This is a genomic window from Glycomyces sambucus, assembly GCF_900102815.1.
GTDB lineage: Bacteria > Actinomycetota > Actinomycetes > Mycobacteriales > Micromonosporaceae > Glycomyces > Glycomyces sambucus.
On the sequence record NZ_FNGF01000001.1, the window covers coordinates 324,172 to 341,818 of the forward strand.

Genomic DNA, 17,647 nt, shown 5'->3' on the forward strand with positions numbered 1-17,647 from the left:
CGACCGACGAATGGAAGCAAGATGGAACGCACCGCGATCAACCCGGTCACCTGGTCCACCGAGCTGGGGTTCAACCAGGGTGAACTCGTCTCAGGGCACACCCGGACCCTGTACTGCTCGGGCCAGACCGCGATGAGCGACGAGGGCAAGCCCGAGCACGAGGGCGACATGGCGGGCCAGCTCGCGCTGAGCCTCGCCAACGTGGAGGCCGTGCTCGCCGAAGCCGGGATGAGCCTTGAGCACCTGGTCCGCCTGAACGTCTACACCACCGATGTGGACCTGCTCTTCCAGCACTACGGCGTCCTGGCCGCCAGGCTCGGCGCCGCCCAGGCGGCCCCGGCCACCACGATGCTCGGCGTCACCCGCCTCGCGGTCCCGGGCCAGGTGGTCGAACTGGAGGCCACCGCGGTCGCCTGACCGCCGCCGCCCGCGGGCGGGTCCGCGCGGACCCGCCCGCGGGCGTCACGCTTGCTCGGCGCTGTCGTCGTTCGCAGGGCCGTTCGGGGTGGACTCGTTCGGGGCGGACTCGCTTTCGACCTCTCCGGCCTCTTCGGCCTCCTCGGCCAGGACGCGGGCGTAGGCGTCGGGGTGGTTGTCGCGCAGGAACTCGCGGTGGGGGCGGGCCTCGTCAGGTTCGCCGACGCGCTTCCAGTAGGCGATGCCCGCCATGTGGGGGCCGTAGCCGTCGGGGTCGAGTTCGAGAGCGCGCTCGTAGTGGAAGCGCATCGCCTTGTCCGAGATGCCGTCCGCGCCCCACCACGCGAGCATCAGATGGAAACTCGGCTGGTCCGGGTAGTAGGCGACGGCCTCGCGCAGCACGGCCGCGCACTCCTCGAAGCGCTCCTCGCGGCGGAGCAGGCCCGCGTGCACGAGGAGGCCGCAGCCGTCGGTCGGGTCGCCCTCCCGGAAGGACTCGATCAGGCGGAACGCCTCCTCGGTCCGGCCGCTGAACCCGTACGCGAACGCGAGGATCTCGGGGCCGACCGAGTCCGGGCCGTAGCGCTCGATCACGGCGTCGACGAACCGGAGGGCCTCGCTGTTGTCGTCGGAGTCGCTGTCCATCAGGAGCGCGAGGACCCGCTCCTCCAGCATCCGGCGGATCATCCGGGGCTCGGCCCGGGCCACGGCTCGCATGATCGAGCTGCTGCGCTTGCGGGGCGCGCGTCGTTTCGGCATCGGTGACCGCCTTCCGCCCGGGGCGCCGGGCGGCCTCAGTCTACTTGCGCTCCATGACGGAACGCGAACGACCGGTCACGGATTGACGAGACCGGCGGCCCTGGAGCGGGCCCGCGCGTGCTCCTCCGGGGTGGTGTTCGGATCGGCCTCGCGGTAGCGCAGGGCGGTCGCGACGGCCGCGGCCGGGAGGTCCCGGGCGAGGAGGTCGCGCAGCGGCGCGAGGTCGACCGGGAAGGCCGCCGCGTCGAGTTCGGCGATGATCGTCCAGCTCACCGCCCGGTCGATCGCGGGATCGCCCGCGGCGGCGTTGGTCCAGTCGATCGCGAACGGCCCTTCAGCGGTGAGGAGGACGTTCTGGGCGTGCAGGTCGAGGTGGAGGATCGCGCTCGGAGCGCCGAGGTCGATGCCGCGCGCCTCGGTCGGGAGCCAGTCCGGCACCGGGATCGCGGCCAGCGCCGCCAGGAGGTCGTCCTGGATCCGGGCGGCCTGCGCCGATGTGGTCTCGCCGGCCGCCATCGCGGCGGCGAGGGTCGGGCCCGCGAGGCGCTGCATGACCATGTCGCCGCCCTCGGCCTCGTGGACCTCGGGCAGCGGGTAGCCGTGCCCGCGCAGGTAGGTCATGAGCCGCGCCTCGGCCGCCACGTCCCAGGCGCAGCGGCGCAGAACCCTCGCGTCGTCGAGCGCGTAGACCTGCGAGGCCCGGCCCGCCGCGAGGAGTTCCATCAGGCGATCTCGGCGAGCAGCGCCCGGTGGAGGTCGGGGTTGCACGCGAGGATCGAGGTGGCGCTGGTGTCGTAGTCGACGCCGTCGATGTCGGTGACCAGGGCCCCGGCCTCGCGGGCGATGACCACGCCGGCGGCGACGTCCCACGGGTTGATGTAGGAGTGGTAGGCGGCGTCCACGCGCCCCGCGGCCGTCCAGCACATGTCCAGGGCGGCCGTGCCGAGCATCCGCACCCGCTGGATCTTCGGAACGAGGCGGCGCAGCAGCTCCAGGCGCTGGGCGTTGCGCCGGTCGGACTCGGGGGTGACGCCGAAGTCCCCGAACGCCACCACCGCGTCGTTCAATGCGGCGGGCCCGCGCAGCGCGAGCGGGTGCTTGTTCAGGGCCGCGCCGTGGCCGAGGGCCGCGGTGAAGCGCTCCTCGCCGACCGGGGCCTCCACGACGCCGACCACGGGCATCCCGTTGCGGGTCAAGGCGAGCGAGACGGCGTACAGGGGCGAGCCGTGGGCGAAGTTGACGGTGCCGTCGATCGGGTCGAGCACCCACTCGTAGTGGGACTCGGTGTTCCCGGTGCGGCCGCGCTCCTCCCCCAGCAGCGGGATCTCGGGGGTCTCGGCGGCGAGGAATCCGCGCACCGCGTCCTCGACCGCGTAGTCGAGGTCCGTGGCGTAGTCCCGGTCGCCCTTGCCGCTGATGGAGCGTTCGCCTCCGAGGCCGGTCCGGATGACCTCGGCGGCGGTCGCGACCGCCTGCTCGGCCGTGCCCAGGAAGTCCAGCAGCTCGCTCATTATTCGATTCCTCGATTCGTCCAACCCACCCGACGTGCCACATCCTAGACGTGCAAGACCAAGCGGCACTTGGACTCCCAGTGCGATTTATCCGACAATCGCGGCGAATCACGGGCCGATGCGCCCGCAAAGCGGTGTGCACCGGCCCAAACCGCTCAGACGACGGGAAGCCACACGCGCATCGCGGCGGGCCCCCGCGTGGCGCGGAGCCGGAACGGGACCAGCGGGACCGCCGCGGGCTTGCCCTCCTCTTCGAGGTGCGCGGGCCCGTAGGCCCAGGCGTCGCCGCGGTCGCGGACCTGGGCGGCGACATGGACGCGGCCGTCGCGGAGCACCGGCGGGACGGCACGGCCGGGGCGTGCGGACCGTCCAGTGCCGGGTGGTCGTGCGCGGCTCCACCGCACCCCAAGCGTAGGTTCGCGCCCGGCGCCGGGCCGCGGGGAGTAACTTCTGCGGACGTGACCGAACAGATGACCTCCGACCGCCACGCGACCTGGCTCGAACTGTTCTTCGACCTCGTCGTCGTCGCGGCCGTCGCCCAGCTGACGCACCTGCTGGTCCATCCCGACGGGTTGCGGATCGCGGCGTTCTTCGTGCTGTACACCGCGATCTGGCTGGTCTGGACCTCGTTCACCGTGTACGCGAACGTCGCCTCCGAGCGGACCCGCACCCGCACGATGCTGCTGGGCATGATCGGCCTCGCGGCCATGGCCGCCGCCGTCCCCGAGGCGACCGGCGCGCATTCGGCGGTGTTCGCCGCGGCCTACCTGTACACCAGCGGCGTCGCCTCGCAGGGGCTCACGCGCTCGGGCCGGCTGGTCATGAGCTGGTCTGCGGCGCAGCGGAACGCGGGGCTGCTGCCGTGGGTCGTGGCGTTCTGGGTCGACGACCCGCGGTGGAAGCTCGCGCTGTGGGCGCTGGGCGTGGCGATGACGCTCGCCTCGGCCATGGCGGCCCCCGCCGACCCGGCCCGGATGGAGGAGTTCCAGGAGCGGTTCCGCGAGCGCGCCGAACGCAGCCGCAGGCCGATGCCCGCCTTCGAGATGCGCGACGTCCAGGGCTCGCACCTGGGCGAGCGGCTGGGCCTGTTCGTCATGATCGTCCTCGGCGAGGCCGTCCTCCAGCTCGTCACCGCGATCGGCGAGGTGGAGTGGGGCTGGAGCCAGGTCGGCATCGGCCTCGCCGGATTCGGGCTCCTCATCGGACTGTGGTGGCTGAACTTCCGGTTCGGCTTCGACGAGGAGAACCAGACCCCGCCGCGGTTCCTACTCCCCGCGCACCTGGTCGTGGCCGTCTCGATCACCCTCATCGCGTTCGGCCTCGGCACCGCCGCCGAGCACGCCACCGACCCGCTCCCCGACCTCCACCGCTGGCTCCTGTGCGCCGCCCTGGCCCTGTGCCTGGGACTCTGCGCCCTCGCTAACCGCGCCTGGCGGGCCTTCGCGATCCTCGCCGTCCCACTCGGCCTAGCGGCCTTCGGCTCCTACCTCTCGGCGGTCCTCACGGTCGTGGCCCTCGCCGCCGCCGTGGCCGCCTTCGTCACCTACTTCAACCGCCGCCCGGCGCCGCACAGCGCCTAGGGCTCCTGCTCGGCCCACGCCTCCAGCAGGGCCTCGGCCTGGTCGAGGACGCCGTCGAACCCGGCCTGGAGCTCGGGGTCGTCGGCGACGATCTTGCGGATGAGCGGGTAGCGCAGGACGGTCTGGTCCTCGACGGGGATCTCGTCGAGCAGGTGGTCCTCGCCGGCGAAGCCGCGCAGGACGACCTCCACGGCCAGGGGCTTGGGGGGCGGGTCGGCGTCGCGGAAGTCCTCGCGCATCTCGTTGGCGAACGCGCGGAACGCCTCGTGGGTGGCGTCCTCGGCGAACCGGTGCTCGATGCAGACGCTCATGACGGCGATGGCGAACGCGAACAGCCGCTCGTGCGCGGCCTCGTCCAGGTCGTCGTGGATCCGGCGGGCGGTCGCGCCGTCGCCGAACGCGACGGCGCGGATGGCGTCGCGGAAGATGGCGGGTTCGTTCATGTGGCCCTCCGTTTCCAGTGTCGTGTGACCCGGGCTACCCCGTCAAGGGCGGCCACCGACAGGATCGCGACCGCGGCGACGGCCTCCCCGGTGGTCGGCGGCGTGTCGTCGCCGTGTCGTTCGAGGCCCATGGCGAGGCTCGTGTTCGCCGTGTCCTTGAACTGGGCGTGCACGTCGGCACCGCCGCGGATGAGCTTGCGGGTCACCTGTTGGAGCTTCGGGAGCCCGTCGTCGCCGCTCGTGTCGAGCTCGGCGGGCGGGGCGGCGGGCATGCCCAGCCGCTCGCGGAGCCGGGCGACGCGGGGCCGGTACTCCAGGGCGACCAGCAGCGACACCTCCACGTCCTGGTGCCGCCCGAGCAGGACCCGGCCGCCGTCTGGGTGCGTCCGGAGCACGAGACCGCCTGCGGCGCTGTAGGACCCGGTCATGGCGCCCTTGATGACGAGCAGTGCGTCCTCGAGGTGCCCGACGGTGAGCCAGCGCGAGTTCTGCGCCGCGCCGAGGAGGTCGGCGACGGCGGCGAGCCGCCCGGTGGCCCGCTCGGCGCCGACGCCGGCGACCGCGGCGCGGAGGTCCCGGGCGAGGTCGCGGCTGCCGAGGAGGACCGACTCCAGCGACTCGGCCTCGCGCTTGTCCGCGGCGATGCGGTCGGCGAGTTCGGAGAGGCGGCTCATCCGCTACGCCTGCTTCGCCGCCACGGCCGCGTTGACGGCCTCTTCGAGCTGGAGGGCGGTGGCCCGGTTCTGGGACGCGGACTGCTCCAGGCGGTCCTTGACGGACATGACCGCGTTGGCGACGCCTTCGGCGCCGAGCGCGGTCACCGCCCCCAGTAAGTCCTCGGCCCGCTGCCGCGTGTCCTCGATGCGGGCGGTGAGGTCGTCGGTGGCGTCCTTGTTGGCGGTGATGCTGGCGATGAGGTCGTCGAGGGAGGCCATGCGCGTACTCCATGGAACGGGGTGGTGCCGGGGGTGGTCCCGGTCGGTCCAGTTTGGCATATTCGGGCGGTGATCAGGGTTTTCACCCGCAAATGCCGTGAACGGTGGGCCGCCGGTACTAGAAAGTGGCTCCAGTTGGGAGAGTGACGCCGGGGCGTCGAGCGGGGTTTGCCCCTCGTTTGGCGATTATTTTCATATTGGGGTCTATGCATGTAACTCGTTTTCATGGGATCTTGGACGCGACCGTGCACCGAACTCCCCCGGAGGCCAGGACCCATCGTGCGAACGACCCCGTGGATCGCCGCCGCCGCACTCGCGGCCGCGCTCGCGATCGCTCCGCCTGCGAATGCCCAGGAGGACGCCCCCGCCGCCGTGCCCGTCGCCGCGGACTCGGCGGTGATCGCCCCCGGCATCACCCTCGACTCCTTCGACCGCTGGGAGGACCAGGGCTGGATCCGCGGCGACGCGGCCACCGTGGACCTCGCCGCGGGCGCGAGCCCCCGGTACCTCTCCCCCGGGACCGTCGCCGCCTCCGAACCCGTGCGCGGGCAGCTCGAATCCCTCCGCGACACCGGAGATGACGCGGTGCTCGCGTTCAACGCGGACTTCTTCGACATCAACGACACCGGCGGCGCCGAGGGCGCCGCGATCTCGGGCGGCGAGCTCGTCAAGTCCGCGGCCACCGGGTCGTCCAACGCGATCGCGTTCGACGCCGACGGGCGCGCCTCGATCGAGTCGATCGGGTTCGACGGCACCGCGACCACTCCCTCGGGGGCCCTGGACCTCCACGGCCTCAACACGACCGCGCTCCCCGCGGGCGGGATCGGCGTGTACGACGCGAACTGGGGCACCGCGAGCCGCGCCCGCGTCGCCGACGGCGCCCCGGCCACCGAGGTCACGGTCGCCGACGGCGTCGTCACCGCCGTGACCGATGCGCCCCAAGGGGGTCCGATCGCCGAGGGCACCGTGAGCCTCGTCGGCCGCGACGCCGGCGGGCAGGCCCTCGCCGCCCTCGCCGTCGGCGACCGGGTCGCCCTCGAGTACGGCGCCGTCACCGGCGGCGACATGCCCGAGACCGCCGTCTCGGGGCGCCAGATCCTCCTCGCCGACGGCGCGGTCGTCGACCAGACCGACCAGTCCCGCCACCCGCGCACCGCCGTCGGCGTCGCCGAGGACGGCCGCACCCTGTACGTGCTCACCGTGGACGGCCGCCAGGCCGCCAGCGGCGGGTACACCCTCGAAGAGACCGCCGAGCAGCTCCTCGCCATGGGCGCCCACACCGCCCTCAACCTCGACGGCGGCGGCTCCTCCACCCTCATCGCCCGCGCCCCCGGCACCGACGACCTCGTCACCGTCAACGCCCCCTCGGACGGCGCCGAGCGCGCGGTCGGCAACGCCCTCGCGTTCACCGTCCCCGCCGGCGACGGCGACCCCGCGGGGTTCGCGATCGCGCCCCGGGCCCCCTTCTCCCCCGGCGCGATCGAAGGCGCCGACTACGACCGCGTCTTCCCCGGCCTCACCCGGCCGCTCGCGGTCGCCGCCTACGACGACGCGTACGGGCCCGCCGACGCCGACCCGCGCTGGAAGACCTCCCCGAGCCGCCTCGGCCGGGTCGACGGCGACGGCGTCTTCCACGCCGGCGACCGCTCCGGCACCGTCGAGGTGACGGCCAAGGACGGCAGTGCCAAGGGCACCACCGAGCTCACCGTCCTCGGCGAACTCGCCGCCCTCGAACCCACCCAGCGGCTCCTCTCGCTCCCCGAGGCCGGGGCCGCGGCCGCGTTCCGCCTCGTCGGCGCCGACGCCGCCGGGTTCACCGCCCCGATCGACCCCGCCGACGCGACCCTTGAGTACGACGAGGACCTGCTCACCGTCACCGGCGACGGCCTCGGCGGCTTCACCGTCACCGCGAAGGCCGGCGGCTCCGGCACCGTCGAACTCACCGCGGGTGGGATCACCACCGCGCTCGCCGTGACCGTCGGCCTCGAAGCGGCCACCGTCGCCGACTTCGCGGACGCCGCGCAGTGGGTCTTCTCCACCGCCCGCGCCACCGGCTCGATGGCGCCCGCCCCCGGCCACGACGGCAGCGCCGGGCTCCAGATGACCTACGACTTCGCGCAGTCCACCGCCACCCGCGCCGCCTACGCCCGCACCCCCGCCAACATCCCCGTCGCCGGCCAGCCGCAGCGCTTCAGCCTGTGGGTCGACGCCGAGGGCGACGGCGAATGGCCCTCGCTGCAGCTCAAGGACGCCAACGGCACCGACGTGGTCCTGCGCGGCGCCTACCTCACCGCGCCCGGCTGGCAGCAGGTCGAGTTCGACGTCCCCGCAGGGGTCGCCTACCCCGTCTCGGTCAACCGCTTCTACGTCGCCGAGACCCGCGCCACCGCCCAGTACCAGGGCTCGGTGACCATCAGCGACCTGACCGCCTACACCGCGCCCGACGTCGCGATCCCCACCGCCGCGGCGACTGCCGACCCCATGGTCGCCGGGGACCTCGACGGCGCCGACTGGACCTTCGCCGTCATGTCCGACGCCCAGTTCACCGCCGAGAACCCCGACAGCGCCATCGTCGCCTCCGCCCGCCGCACCCTGCGCGAGATCGCCGCCTCCGACGCCGACCTCCTCATCGTCAACGGCGACCTCGTGGACGAGTGCGAGGCCGACGACCTCGCCCTGGCCGAACGGGTCCTGGACGAGGAGATCGGCGACGCCCTCGACTGGGTGTACGTCCCCGGCAACCACGAGGCCATGGGCTGCACCGTGGACGAGTGGTCCGCGGTCTTCGGCCCCGCGCAGCAGGTCTTCGACCGCAATGGCACCCGCTTCATCACCCTCGACACCTCCGGCCTCACGATCGGCAAGGGCGGCTGGGATCAGATCCTCATGCTCCGCAACGCACTCGACGAGGCCGCCGCCGACCCGGACGTCGACAGTGTCGCCGTCGTCGCCCACGTCCCGCCCAACGACAAGAGCCCCCAGGCCGCCAGCCAGCTCGGCGACCGCCTCGAAGCCGAAGTGGTCGAGGAATGGCTCACCGGCTTCGAGACCGGCAGCGGCAAGGAGGCCGTCTACATCGGCGCCCACGCGGGCTACTTCGACGCCGACCGCGTCGACGGCGTCTCGTACTGGGTCAACGGCAACTCCGGGAAGGCCCCCTCCACCACCCCCGAGGACGGCGGCTTCATCGGCTGGACCGAGTTCGGGATCGGCGCCACCGGCGAGGAATGGCTCGCCGCGCAGGTCCGGCCCCAGATCGACGCGCTCACCGTGGACGCCCCCGACCTCCGCCCCGGAGGCACAGTCACCGTGAGTGCCGAACTGACGCAGGGGAACACGGCGATCCCCGTCGTCTACCCCATGGGCGTCGCGTGGAGCGGCACCGACGTCCACATCGGCGAGCGGGCCCCCGGGCTCCTCGACTGGCTCCGCTACGACGCCTGGTTCAACCCCGCCACCGGCGAGCTCTGCGCCTGGCGCACCGGCACCGTGACCCTGACCGCCCACGTCAACGGCACCGCGGCCACCGACACGGCGACGATCCGCCGCTAGCGCCGCTCAGCGCCTCGGCGTAGCCGCGGATACGCGGCCGCGCCGAGGCGCACGGCTCACCGCCGCAAGCAGTGTGGACGCATGACACGCACACTGCTCCTCAGAAGCCTGACCGTGGCGGCGGCCGGTCTGCTCGCACTGACCGCGACCGCCGCCCCCGCCCGCGCCGACGACCCCGGCCTCGTCCAGACGGGCGCGGGGCTCCTGCGCGGCACCGTCACCGACGAGTCCCGCACCTTCAAGGGCATCCCCTACGCCGCGCCGCCCGTGGACGACCTGCGCTGGCGCGCACCCGAACCCGCCCCGGCCTGGGACGGCGTCCGCGACGCCATCGCCTCCGGCAGCCCCTGCGCGCAGCCGAGCGGGAACCCGCAGGCGCCCGTGGCCGGCGGCGAGGACTGCCTCTTCCTCGACGTCCACGTCCCCAGGGACGCAACCGGACCACTGCCGGTGCTGGTGTTCCTGCACGGCGGCGGCCTCGACACCGGCTCGGGCGCGACCTACGACCCGGCCCCGATCACCGCCCGCGGCGACGCGGTCGTGGTGACCCCGAACTACCGCCTCGGCGCGCTCGGCTGGCTCGCCCACCCCGCGCTCGACGACCCGGCCGCGGGGAACTTCGGCCTCGCCGACCAGCAGGCCGCGCTCGCCTGGGTGCGCGAGGAGATCGGCGCGTTCGGCGGCGACCCCGGCAACGTGACCCTGTGGGGCCAGTCCGCGGGCGGGCGCAGCACCTGCGCGCAGCTCGCCGCGCCCGGCGCGGCGGGCCTGTTCGACAAGGCGATCGTGCAGAGCGCGCCGTGCGGCAACGCACTGCTCACCGTGGACGAGGCCGAGCGGCGCGGCGCCGCGCACGCGGAGACGCTGGGCTGCAACGGTTCCAATGTCGAAGCGTGCCTGCGGGACGCCGACCTGGCCGACCTGGTCGCGCTCGGCACCGGCGGGCCGGTGACCGTGGCACGCCGGGCCGCGGACCTGCCGTGGTCGCCCGTGGCCGGGACCGAGGCGGTGCCGCTGCAACCGCTCACGGCCATGCGCCGCGGCCTCGCCGCCGACGTCCCGCTCCTCATGGGCGGCACCAGCGACGAGATGCGCTCGATGGTCTACCGCGCCTACGACCGGTTCGGCACGCCCGTCACGGCGGCCGCGTACCCGCAGATCGTGGCGGACATGTTCGGGGCCCGCACGGCCGGCGCGATCCTCGCGAAGTACCCCGCCGCCGACCACGTGTCGCCGAGCATCGCGCTCGCGACCCTGCTCACCGACTACGGGGGCCAGCTCGGCACCTGCTCGCAGCTCCCCGCGCTCGACGCGGCGGCCCGCTACTCGCGGGTGTACGCCTACGAGTTCGCCGAGCCCGCGCCGCCGGTGGGCGGGTTCCCGATGGGCGCCAACCACAGTGCGGACCTCGGGTACTTCTTCGCGACGCCGTGGGGCGCGCCGCCGCAGGGGGCGCAGGCCGAGCTGTCGGCGGCCATGATCGACCACTGGACCGCGTTCGCCGCCGACGGCGACCCCGGCTGGCCGCGCTACCGGGACCACCGCGGCTACGAGCTGTCGGTGGCGGACCCGGGCATGACCGACCTGGCGGCGGGCCACCACTGCGGTTTCTGGAACCGCGTGGCCTGAACCGGGTCGACTAGCGGACCGTTCCCCTCGCCGAGTGCCTAGTCCCGTTCGGGCACATGGCAGTCGGCGAGGTGGTCGTCGACCATCCCGACCGCCTGCATCATGGCATAAGCCGTGGTCGGGCCGACGAAACGGAAGCCGCGCTTCTTCAGCGCCTTCGACAGGGCCGTGGACTCGGGGGTGACGGCCGCGATGTCGGCGAGGCGCTTCGGGCGCTCACGCCGCTCGGGCGCGAAGGACCACACCAGGTCCGAGAGGCCGCCGTCGGACGCGAGTTCGGCGGCTGCCTTCGCGTTCGCGATGGTCGCCGCGATCTTCAGGCGGTTGCGCACGATCCCGGCGTCCTCCATGAGCCGCCGCGCGTCGGCGTCGGTGTACGCGGCGACCTTCGCGATGCGGAAGCCGTCGAAGGCCGCGCGGAAGGACTCGCGCTTGCGCAGGATGATGAGCCACGACAGGCCCGACTGGAACGCCTCCAGGGTCACCCGCTCGAACAGCTCGTCGTCCCCGCGCACCGGGCGGCCCCACTCGCTATCGTGGTAGTCCCGGTAGATCTCCGGGTCGACACCCCAGGGGCACCGCGCCAGGCCGTCCTCGGCCGACGTCACCGCGTCACTCATCGCATCCCTTCCGACGGTCGCGAGCCTACGCGCCGGGTCCGACATCCCCGCCGCGCCGCTCTCGGCCCGGCCGTGGAATGTCGGTGGCTTATTGCAAGATAGTTGCAATAGAGTGTGCGGTACCCCGCTTCGAAGGAGCCCCCCATGACCACCAGCCCCACCGGCCACACCCTTTCCGACCTCACCATGACCTGGGGCCGCGGCCGCGCCCACTCGCGGATCACCGCGCAGCCCGAGCCGATCGAGGGCGGCTACCGCGTCGCGGTCGGCCCGCCCAGCACCGAGGTCCGCGAGGTCTTCCACACCTACACCCCCGAGGGCCTCGCCGCGACCGTCGCGCGCCTCGACACCCCCGGCAACCAGGTCATGATCGCCGGGCCGAACGAGCTCCTGGAATCGTTGATCCCCGCGTCCTGGACGATGGACCAGGGCGGCCACCTCATGTCCGTCGTGTTCACGCCCGCCGGCTACGCGATCCCCGAGGGGTACCGGCTCATCGTCGAGACCGACGGGCCGCTGACGGTGGCCCGGATCTTCCACGCCAACGGCGACCTCGCCGCCTCGGCCCGCCTGGGCCGCGACGCCGACTTCGGGGTGTTCGACAAGGTCATCACCGCCCCCGCCCACCAGCGCCGCGGCCTCGGCTCGACCGCGATGCGCGCGCTCACGTGGCACGCGTGCGCGCTCGGCATGCGCTACGGGCTCCTCGTCGCCAGCGACGAGGGCCGCGCCCTGTACGAGCACCTGGGCTGGACGTTCCTCTCGGACTTCCCGGGCGCGCGCAGCAAGCAGGACTGAGACCGCTAAATCGCTTGCCGCTCATGCGTCCCGCTGCGAGAGTGGCCGCATGAGCAGCGAATCCGACGGCACCGCGACCGAGGGCGCCGGCTGGCGCGAGGCGAACCGGGCCATGTGGGACGAGCGCGTCCCGATCCACGCCGCGAGCGACTTCTACGACCAGGACGGCTTCCGCGCCGGCGGCGGCGACGTCAACGCGTTCGAGGCCGCGGAGGTCGGCGACGTCACCGGCAAGCGCCTCGTGCACCTCCAGTGCCACATGGGCCAGGACACGCTCTCGTGGGCGCGCCGCGGCGCGGCCGAGGTCGTGGGCCTGGACTTCTCCGCGCCGGCCGTGGAGGTCGCGCGCGGCCTCGCGGCCGACCTCGGGCTCGCCGACCGGGCCTCGTTCGTGGCCGCGGACGTCTACGACGCGCGGGAGGCCCTGGGCGGGCGCGTGTTCGACGTCGTCTACACCGGGCTCGGCGCCCTCGTGTGGCTGCCCGACATCGAGCGGTGGGCCGAGGTCGCCGCGTCCCTGGTCGCTCCCGGCGGGTTCCTGTACCTGGCCGAGTTCCACCCGATCGCGAACGTGCTGGACTGGGACACCGGGACGCGCTTCGAGCGCGACTACCTCACCCGCGAGGCCCTGGTCCTCGACGAGCCGGGCTCGTACGTCGACTTCGCGGCGAAGACCGAGAGCAACCTGAGCTACGAGTGGGTGCACTCGGTCGGCACCGTGGTCTCGGCGCTCGCCGCGAACGGCCTGCGGATCGAGTTCCTGCACGAGTTCGACTGGACCCTGTTCCAGAACTTCGGCTCCCTGGAGCAGGCCGAAGGCCGCTTCCGCCAGCCGGAGGGGACCGCGAAGGCGCCGCTCATGTACTCGGTGAAGGCGAGCCGGGCGTGACCCCCGCGCGGGACGTTCCGATTCTTCTCTGATCCCGCTTGCAGCCGTTCGACGGGCTTGCGCCCGAAGAATTGCGGCTCCACGAGGTGAGAGGGGTGGGCAGTGACCACCGAGCGAGACGTGACGCCGACATACGAGGGCCGGGCGTACGCCCGGCCCGAGGAGGAGCTGGTCGACCAGGGCCTCCGGTTCGACATCGGGACCTTGCTGAGCCGCCGCGGCGTGCTCGTCGCGGGCGCCGGGGCCGCGGCCCTGGGCCTCGCGGCGTGCTCGGACTCGGGCGGCAGCGCGGATTCGGATTCGGGGACGGCGGCCTCCGCGGAGGACCTGGCCGAGATCCCCGAGGAGACCGCCGGGCCGTACCCGGGGGACGGTTCCAACGGCCCCGACGTGCTGGAGCAGAGCGGCGTGGTCCGCAGCGACATCCGCGCGAGCTTCGGCGACAGCACCACCGCGGCCGAGGGCGTCGGGCTCGACATCGAGCTGACGCTGTACGACATGGCGAACGACAACGCCCGCTACGCGGGCGCGGCGGTCTACCTGTGGCACTGCAACCGGGACGGCGAGTACTCGATGTACTCCGAGGCGATAGCGAACGAGAACTACCTGCGCGGCGTCCAGGTCGCCGACGCGGACGGCACGGTGCGGTTCACGAGCGTCTTCCCGGGCTGCTACGACGGCCGCTGGCCGCACCTCCACTTCGAGGTCTACCCGGACGCCGACTCGATCACCGACAGCGCCAACGCGATCGCGACCTCGCAGATCGCGCTCCCGCAGGACGCCTGCGACGCGGTGTACGCCGAGGAGGGCTACGAGCAGTCGGTCGAGAACCTCGCCAACGTCTCGCTGGAGACGGACGGGATCTTCAGCGACGACGGCGGGGCCTCGCAGCTCCCGTCGGTCAGCGGCGACGTCACCGCGGGGTACGCGATCGCGCTGCCGGTCGGGGTCGACACCGGCACCGAGGCCGGCGGCGGTGCCGCGGGCGGCGGCATGCCCGAAGGCGGCGGGCCCGGCGGGACGCCGCCGGGCGGCGGGGAGTCGACCGGCTGAGCACGCGGCGGGGCCCACGACCGGTGGTCGGCCGCGGGCCCCGCCGCATTCAGATCGGGACCGGGTTCAGATCAGGCCAGTGCTCAGATCAGGACGACGAGCCCGGATTCGCCGAAGAGCGTGGCGGCGAGGGCGCCGCGGTTGCCGGACTTCATGGGGAGCTTCGCGCCGACGGCCTCGATGTGGGGCTCGACGCGCTCGGGGTGCGGGTGGACCGCTTCGAGGCCCACGAGCGGGACGACCGGCAGGCCCGCTGACGGGTGCGGGGCGGTCCCCCAGTCGATGAGGAACGGGACGGGGCCGCGGTGGCGCCCTTCGCGGTCGAGGGTGAGCTTCCAGGAGAGCGTGCCGCCGTCGGGGGTCCGGCGGGACATCTCCCACGGCTCGCCGGGGTCGTACCCGCCTTCGCGGGCGGTGGCGACGGCGTCGTCGATGCCCTCGACCCGCACGGACCAGGTGACGAGCCGGGCCTCGGTGAGGGTGTCGATGCCGAAGGGGCGCCAGCGGTCGGGGGCGGGCTGCTCCGGGTCGGGGCCGATGATCTCGAGGTAGGCGCCCTCGCCGATGCCGAGCAGGAAGTTCCTGGTGCCCAGGCCCTGGTGGACGCCGCCGGGGACGGGTTGCGTCCCGGTCAGGCGCGCGACCTCCTTGACCGTGACGGCCAGGTCGGGCGTGGCGAGGACGAGGTGGTCGAGTGAGGACATGAGCCGGAGTCTAGTCAGGAAGGCCCACAGGCGTAAGCGCCGTCCTGAAACCGAACCGGCGGCTCAGGCGCGGCCGGGGTCGGAAAGGGCCCGAACGACCTCGTCGCCCGTTTCGGCGGCGAAGCGCTCCAGGACCGCCTCGGCCTCGGCGCGGCCGGGCTCGTAGCCGACGGCGCACCCGTCGCGGGTGAAGGCCGCGTCGGACGCGGGCGGCTCGGTGTCGCGGCGCATGACGTCGCCGATGCCGTTCTCGAGCAGCCCGAACGCGTGCTCGGCGGCCGAGAAGGCCATGGAGGCGACCTCGTAGATCGGGCGGCCCTCGAGGATGAGGTGGACGTTGGCCTCGACGAGGACGTACTGGGTGTGCAGCAGCTGCGAGGAGACCAGCCGCGAGGTGAGCTTGGGGTGGCCCTCCTCCATGAGCACGTCGGCGAGCAGGGCGCCGGAGCGGCGGCGGTAGTCCATGGCGCTGACCATGAGCGCGGGCGTGACCGAGATGAGGCGCTGGACCTGGAGGAACAGCGGCTTGTCGCTCAGACCGGTCTGCGGGGCGCGGTGCTCCAGCAGGTGCAGGTAGCGGTCGCGCAGGGCCGCGTGCGGGGTCTTGCCGCGGGCGCGCTCGCGCACGACCCGGGCCGGGTCCTCGATGTGGTGCTTCATGCCCCCGATGACGAGGTCTTCCTTCGCGGGGAAGTAGTTGAACACGGTGGCCTTCGACACCTCCGCGGCGGCGGCGATCTCGGCGACGGACACGTTCTCGTACCCGCGCTCCTCGAACATCTGGAGCGCGGTCGACTTCAACCGCCCCCACATGGCGTTCTTCTTGCGCTCGCGCAGGCCGCTCCGTTGTTCCACCCCGCCACCCTACCAGACGAAACTCGACCCGGCCAAAAAATAATCCCGGAAAAACTTTGTACCCGGTCAAAATCGAATGCTACGCTCGGCGGCATGACAGGAAACCGACCCGCCGACACCCCCCGCAAGGCGGCGCCGCCAGAAGGCGAGGAGGGCGCCCCGGAGGCATCGATCCTCCGCCTCCTCGCCGACTACCTGCGCCCCCACCGCAAACCGCTGCTGCTGGCCGTCCTCTTCCAACTGGTCCAGACCCTCGCCTCCCTCTACGTCCCCACCCTGAACGCCGACCTCATCAACAACGGCGTCGCGGCCGGCGACTCCGCCTACGTCCTGCGCCACGGCGCGTTCATGCTCGCCGTCACCGTCGTCCAGCTCGCCGCCGCCGCCTTCGGCGTCTACTTCGGCGCCCGCGCCGCCATGGGCCTCGGCCGCGACCTCCGCGCCGACCTCTTCGCCCAGGTCCAGCGCTTCTCCGCCGCCGAGATGGACCGCTTCGGCGCCCCCTCGCTCATCACCCGCACCACCAACGACGTCACCCAGGTCGTCACCATGCTCGTCATGGGCCTCACCCTGTTCATGACCGCCCCGATCACCGCGATCGGCGGCCTCGCCCTCGCCCTGACGCTCGACGTCCCCATGACCGGCGTGCTCCTCGCCGCGATCCCGATCATGGCCGTCATCATCTACTTCATCGTCACCGCGATGATCCCCGCCGGACGCGCCATGCAGCGCTCCATCGACGGCATCAACCAGGTCATGCGCGAGCACATCACCGGCATCCGCGTCATCCGCGCCTTCGTCCGCGACGACCACGAGGCCCGGCGCTTCGACGCGGCCAACACCCGGCTCACCGACGCCTCCCTGCGCGTCGGCCGCGTCCAGGCGTTCTTCGGCGCCACCGCGATGGCCAGCGGCAACGTCACCTCGATCGCCATCGTCTGGATCGGCGCCGCGCGCATCGCCGACGGCACCATGCAGATCGGCGACCTCATCGCCTTCCTCACCTACGCCGGGCTCATCCTCGGCTCGGTCATGATGTCCATGGGCGTCTTCATGATGGCCCCCCGCGCCAAGGTCGCCGCCGGCCGCATCCGCGAGGTCCTCGACACCGAGCCGACCATCCGCGACGCCGCCGACGCCGTCCGCGAACTCCCCGGCCGCGGCGAACTCGACGTCGAGGACGTCGTCTTCCGCTACGAAGGCGCCGAAGAGGCCGTCCTCCGCGGCGTCGACCTCATCGCCCGCCCCGGCCAGACCACCGCCGTCATCGGCTCCACCGGCTCCGGCAAGACCACGCTCCTCAACCTCATTCCCCGCCTGTTCGACGTCGGCGGCGGCACCGTCCGCATCGACGGCGTCGACGTCCGCGACATGGACCGGGCCCTCATCGCCCGCACCGTCGGCCTCGTCCCCCAGCGCGCCTACCTGTTCTCCGGCACCATCGCCTCGAACCTGCGCTACGGCAACCCCGACGCCGACGACGAGGCCCTGTGGCGGGCACTCACCACCGCGCAGGCCGCGGACTTCGTCCGCGACATGCCCGACGGCCTCGACACCGTCATCGGCCAGGGCGGCACCACCGTCTCCGGCGGCCAGCGCCAGCGCCTCGCCATCGCCCGCACCCTCGTCGCCGACCCGCGGATCTACCTGTTCGACGACTCGTTCTCCGCACTCGACACCGCCACCGACGCCGCCCTGCGCGCCGCGCTCGCCACCGACATCGCCGGGGCCGCGCAAGTGATCGTGGCCCAGCGGGTCTCGACCATCCGCGACGCCGACCGCATCGTCGTCCTGGAGGCCGGACGGGTCGTCGGCACCGGCACCCACGAGGAGCTGCTGGAGACCAACCCCGTGTACGCCGAGATCGTCAACTCCCAACTCACGCTGCAGGAGGCGCTGTGA

18 protein-coding genes are annotated in these 17,647 nt (G+C 72.9%); 8 read left to right on the forward strand and 10 right to left on the reverse strand.

The window, feature by feature from the left end; translation table 11 throughout:
- Nucleotides 1-21: 21 nt before the first annotated feature.
- Nucleotides 22-417 carry a RidA family protein gene (locus BLS99_RS01530; RefSeq protein WP_091042328.1) on the forward strand — a complete coding sequence of 132 codons (396 nt, stop codon included), beginning with the start codon at nt 22-24 and terminating at the stop codon, nt 415-417.
- A gap of 45 nt (nt 418-462) precedes the next feature.
- Here BLS99_RS01530 and BLS99_RS01535 read toward each other — a convergent pair whose 3' ends face one another.
- The 4 genes from BLS99_RS01535 to BLS99_RS25510 all read right to left on the reverse strand — a co-directional run bounded on the left by BLS99_RS01535 (nt 463) and on the right by BLS99_RS25510 (nt 3,022).
- Nucleotides 463-1,176: a tetratricopeptide repeat protein gene (locus BLS99_RS01535; protein ID WP_143034651.1), complete on the reverse strand. Its 714-nt coding sequence runs from the start codon at nt 1,174-1,176 to the stop codon at nt 463-465.
- Nucleotides 1,177-1,251: 75 nt separating this feature from the next.
- Nucleotides 1,252-1,899 (reverse strand): phosphotransferase, encoded by a 648-nt coding sequence (locus BLS99_RS01540; RefSeq protein ID WP_091042335.1) that lies wholly within the window; start codon nt 1,897-1,899, stop codon nt 1,252-1,254.
- A complete protein-coding gene (locus tag BLS99_RS01545) occupies nt 1,899-2,687 on the reverse strand; it encodes an inositol monophosphatase family protein (RefSeq protein WP_091042340.1) in 789 nt (262 codons plus the stop codon). Before BLS99_RS01545 ends, BLS99_RS01540 begins: the two co-directional genes overlap by 1 nt.
- Before the next feature lie 155 nt (nt 2,688-2,842).
- Nucleotides 2,843-3,022: a hypothetical protein gene (locus BLS99_RS25510; RefSeq protein ID WP_143034652.1), complete on the reverse strand. Its 180-nt coding sequence runs from the start codon at nt 3,020-3,022 to the stop codon at nt 2,843-2,845.
- A gap of 123 nt (nt 3,023-3,145) precedes the next feature.
- Between BLS99_RS25510 and BLS99_RS01550 the strand changes: the two genes are divergently transcribed.
- Entirely contained in the window at nt 3,146-4,267 is a 1,122-nt protein-coding gene (locus BLS99_RS01550; protein WP_176953161.1) for a low temperature requirement protein A, read from the forward strand.
- Here BLS99_RS01550 and BLS99_RS01555 read toward each other — a convergent pair.
- Genes BLS99_RS01555 through BLS99_RS01565 form a run of 3 tightly spaced genes read right to left on the reverse strand, consistent with a single transcriptional unit; the run spans nt 4,264 to nt 5,645 of the window.
- Complete coding sequence (locus BLS99_RS01555; protein ID WP_091042348.1) at nt 4,264-4,710, reverse strand: hypothetical protein; 447 nt, start codon at nt 4,708-4,710, stop codon at nt 4,264-4,266. The genes BLS99_RS01550 and BLS99_RS01555 overlap by 4 nt on opposite strands.
- Nucleotides 4,707-5,384 (reverse strand): hypothetical protein, encoded by a 678-nt coding sequence (locus BLS99_RS01560; protein ID WP_091042353.1) that lies wholly within the window; start codon nt 5,382-5,384, stop codon nt 4,707-4,709. Before BLS99_RS01560 ends, BLS99_RS01555 begins: the two co-directional genes overlap by 4 nt.
- A 3-nt stretch (nt 5,385-5,387) precedes the next feature.
- Nucleotides 5,388-5,645 (reverse strand): hypothetical protein, encoded by a 258-nt coding sequence (locus BLS99_RS01565; RefSeq protein ID WP_091042357.1) that lies wholly within the window; start codon nt 5,643-5,645, stop codon nt 5,388-5,390.
- Between the two features lie 279 nt (nt 5,646-5,924).
- On the opposite strand from BLS99_RS01565, the gene BLS99_RS01570 reads away from it, so the two are divergent.
- Both BLS99_RS01570 and BLS99_RS01575 read left to right on the forward strand, forming a co-directional pair.
- Nucleotides 5,925-9,197, forward strand: coding sequence for a phosphodiester glycosidase family protein (locus tag BLS99_RS01570; RefSeq protein ID WP_218126155.1), 3,273 nt, complete (start codon nt 5,925-5,927; stop codon nt 9,195-9,197).
- Nucleotides 9,198-9,278: 81 nt separating this feature from the next.
- The gene (locus BLS99_RS01575; protein ID WP_091042366.1) at nt 9,279-10,826 is read left to right on the forward strand and encodes a carboxylesterase/lipase family protein; all 1,548 of its coding nucleotides are present in this window, start codon (nt 9,279-9,281) and stop codon (nt 10,824-10,826) included.
- A gap of 38 nt (nt 10,827-10,864) precedes the next feature.
- Here the strand turns inward: BLS99_RS01575 and BLS99_RS01580 are convergent, their stop codons facing one another.
- Nucleotides 10,865-11,446, reverse strand: coding sequence for a DNA-3-methyladenine glycosylase I (locus tag BLS99_RS01580; RefSeq protein ID WP_091042368.1), 582 nt, complete (start codon nt 11,444-11,446; stop codon nt 10,865-10,867).
- A 144-nt stretch (nt 11,447-11,590) separates the two neighbouring features.
- Between BLS99_RS01580 and BLS99_RS01585 the strand changes: the two genes are divergently transcribed.
- The 3 genes from BLS99_RS01585 to BLS99_RS27265 all read left to right on the forward strand — a co-directional run bounded on the left by BLS99_RS01585 (nt 11,591) and on the right by BLS99_RS27265 (nt 14,186).
- The gene (locus tag BLS99_RS01585; RefSeq protein WP_091042371.1) at nt 11,591-12,244 is read left to right on the forward strand and encodes a GNAT family N-acetyltransferase; all 654 of its coding nucleotides are present in this window, start codon (nt 11,591-11,593) and stop codon (nt 12,242-12,244) included.
- A 49-nt stretch (nt 12,245-12,293) separates the two neighbouring features.
- Nucleotides 12,294-13,133 carry a class I SAM-dependent methyltransferase gene (locus BLS99_RS01590; RefSeq protein ID WP_091042375.1) on the forward strand — a complete coding sequence of 280 codons (840 nt, stop codon included), beginning with the start codon at nt 12,294-12,296 and terminating at the stop codon, nt 13,131-13,133.
- A 102-nt stretch (nt 13,134-13,235) separates the two neighbouring features.
- Nucleotides 13,236-14,186 carry an intradiol ring-cleavage dioxygenase gene (locus BLS99_RS27265; RefSeq protein WP_091042379.1) on the forward strand — a complete coding sequence of 317 codons (951 nt, stop codon included), beginning with the start codon at nt 13,236-13,238 and terminating at the stop codon, nt 14,184-14,186.
- A gap of 83 nt (nt 14,187-14,269) precedes the next feature.
- On the opposite strand, the gene BLS99_RS01600 is transcribed toward BLS99_RS27265, so the two are convergent.
- Together BLS99_RS01600 and BLS99_RS01605 are read right to left on the reverse strand one after the other, a co-directional pair.
- Nucleotides 14,270-14,890 (reverse strand): VOC family protein, encoded by a 621-nt coding sequence (locus BLS99_RS01600; RefSeq protein WP_091042383.1) that lies wholly within the window; start codon nt 14,888-14,890, stop codon nt 14,270-14,272.
- Between the two features lie 63 nt (nt 14,891-14,953).
- Complete coding sequence (locus tag BLS99_RS01605) at nt 14,954-15,745, reverse strand: TetR/AcrR family transcriptional regulator (protein WP_091042386.1); 792 nt, start codon at nt 15,743-15,745, stop codon at nt 14,954-14,956.
- 93 nt (nt 15,746-15,838) lie between these two features.
- Between BLS99_RS01605 and BLS99_RS01610 the strand changes: the two genes are divergently transcribed.
- Nucleotides 15,839-17,647, forward strand: a complete 1,809-nt coding sequence (locus tag BLS99_RS01610) for an ABC transporter ATP-binding protein (protein ID WP_091042390.1) — start codon at nt 15,839-15,841, stop codon at nt 17,645-17,647.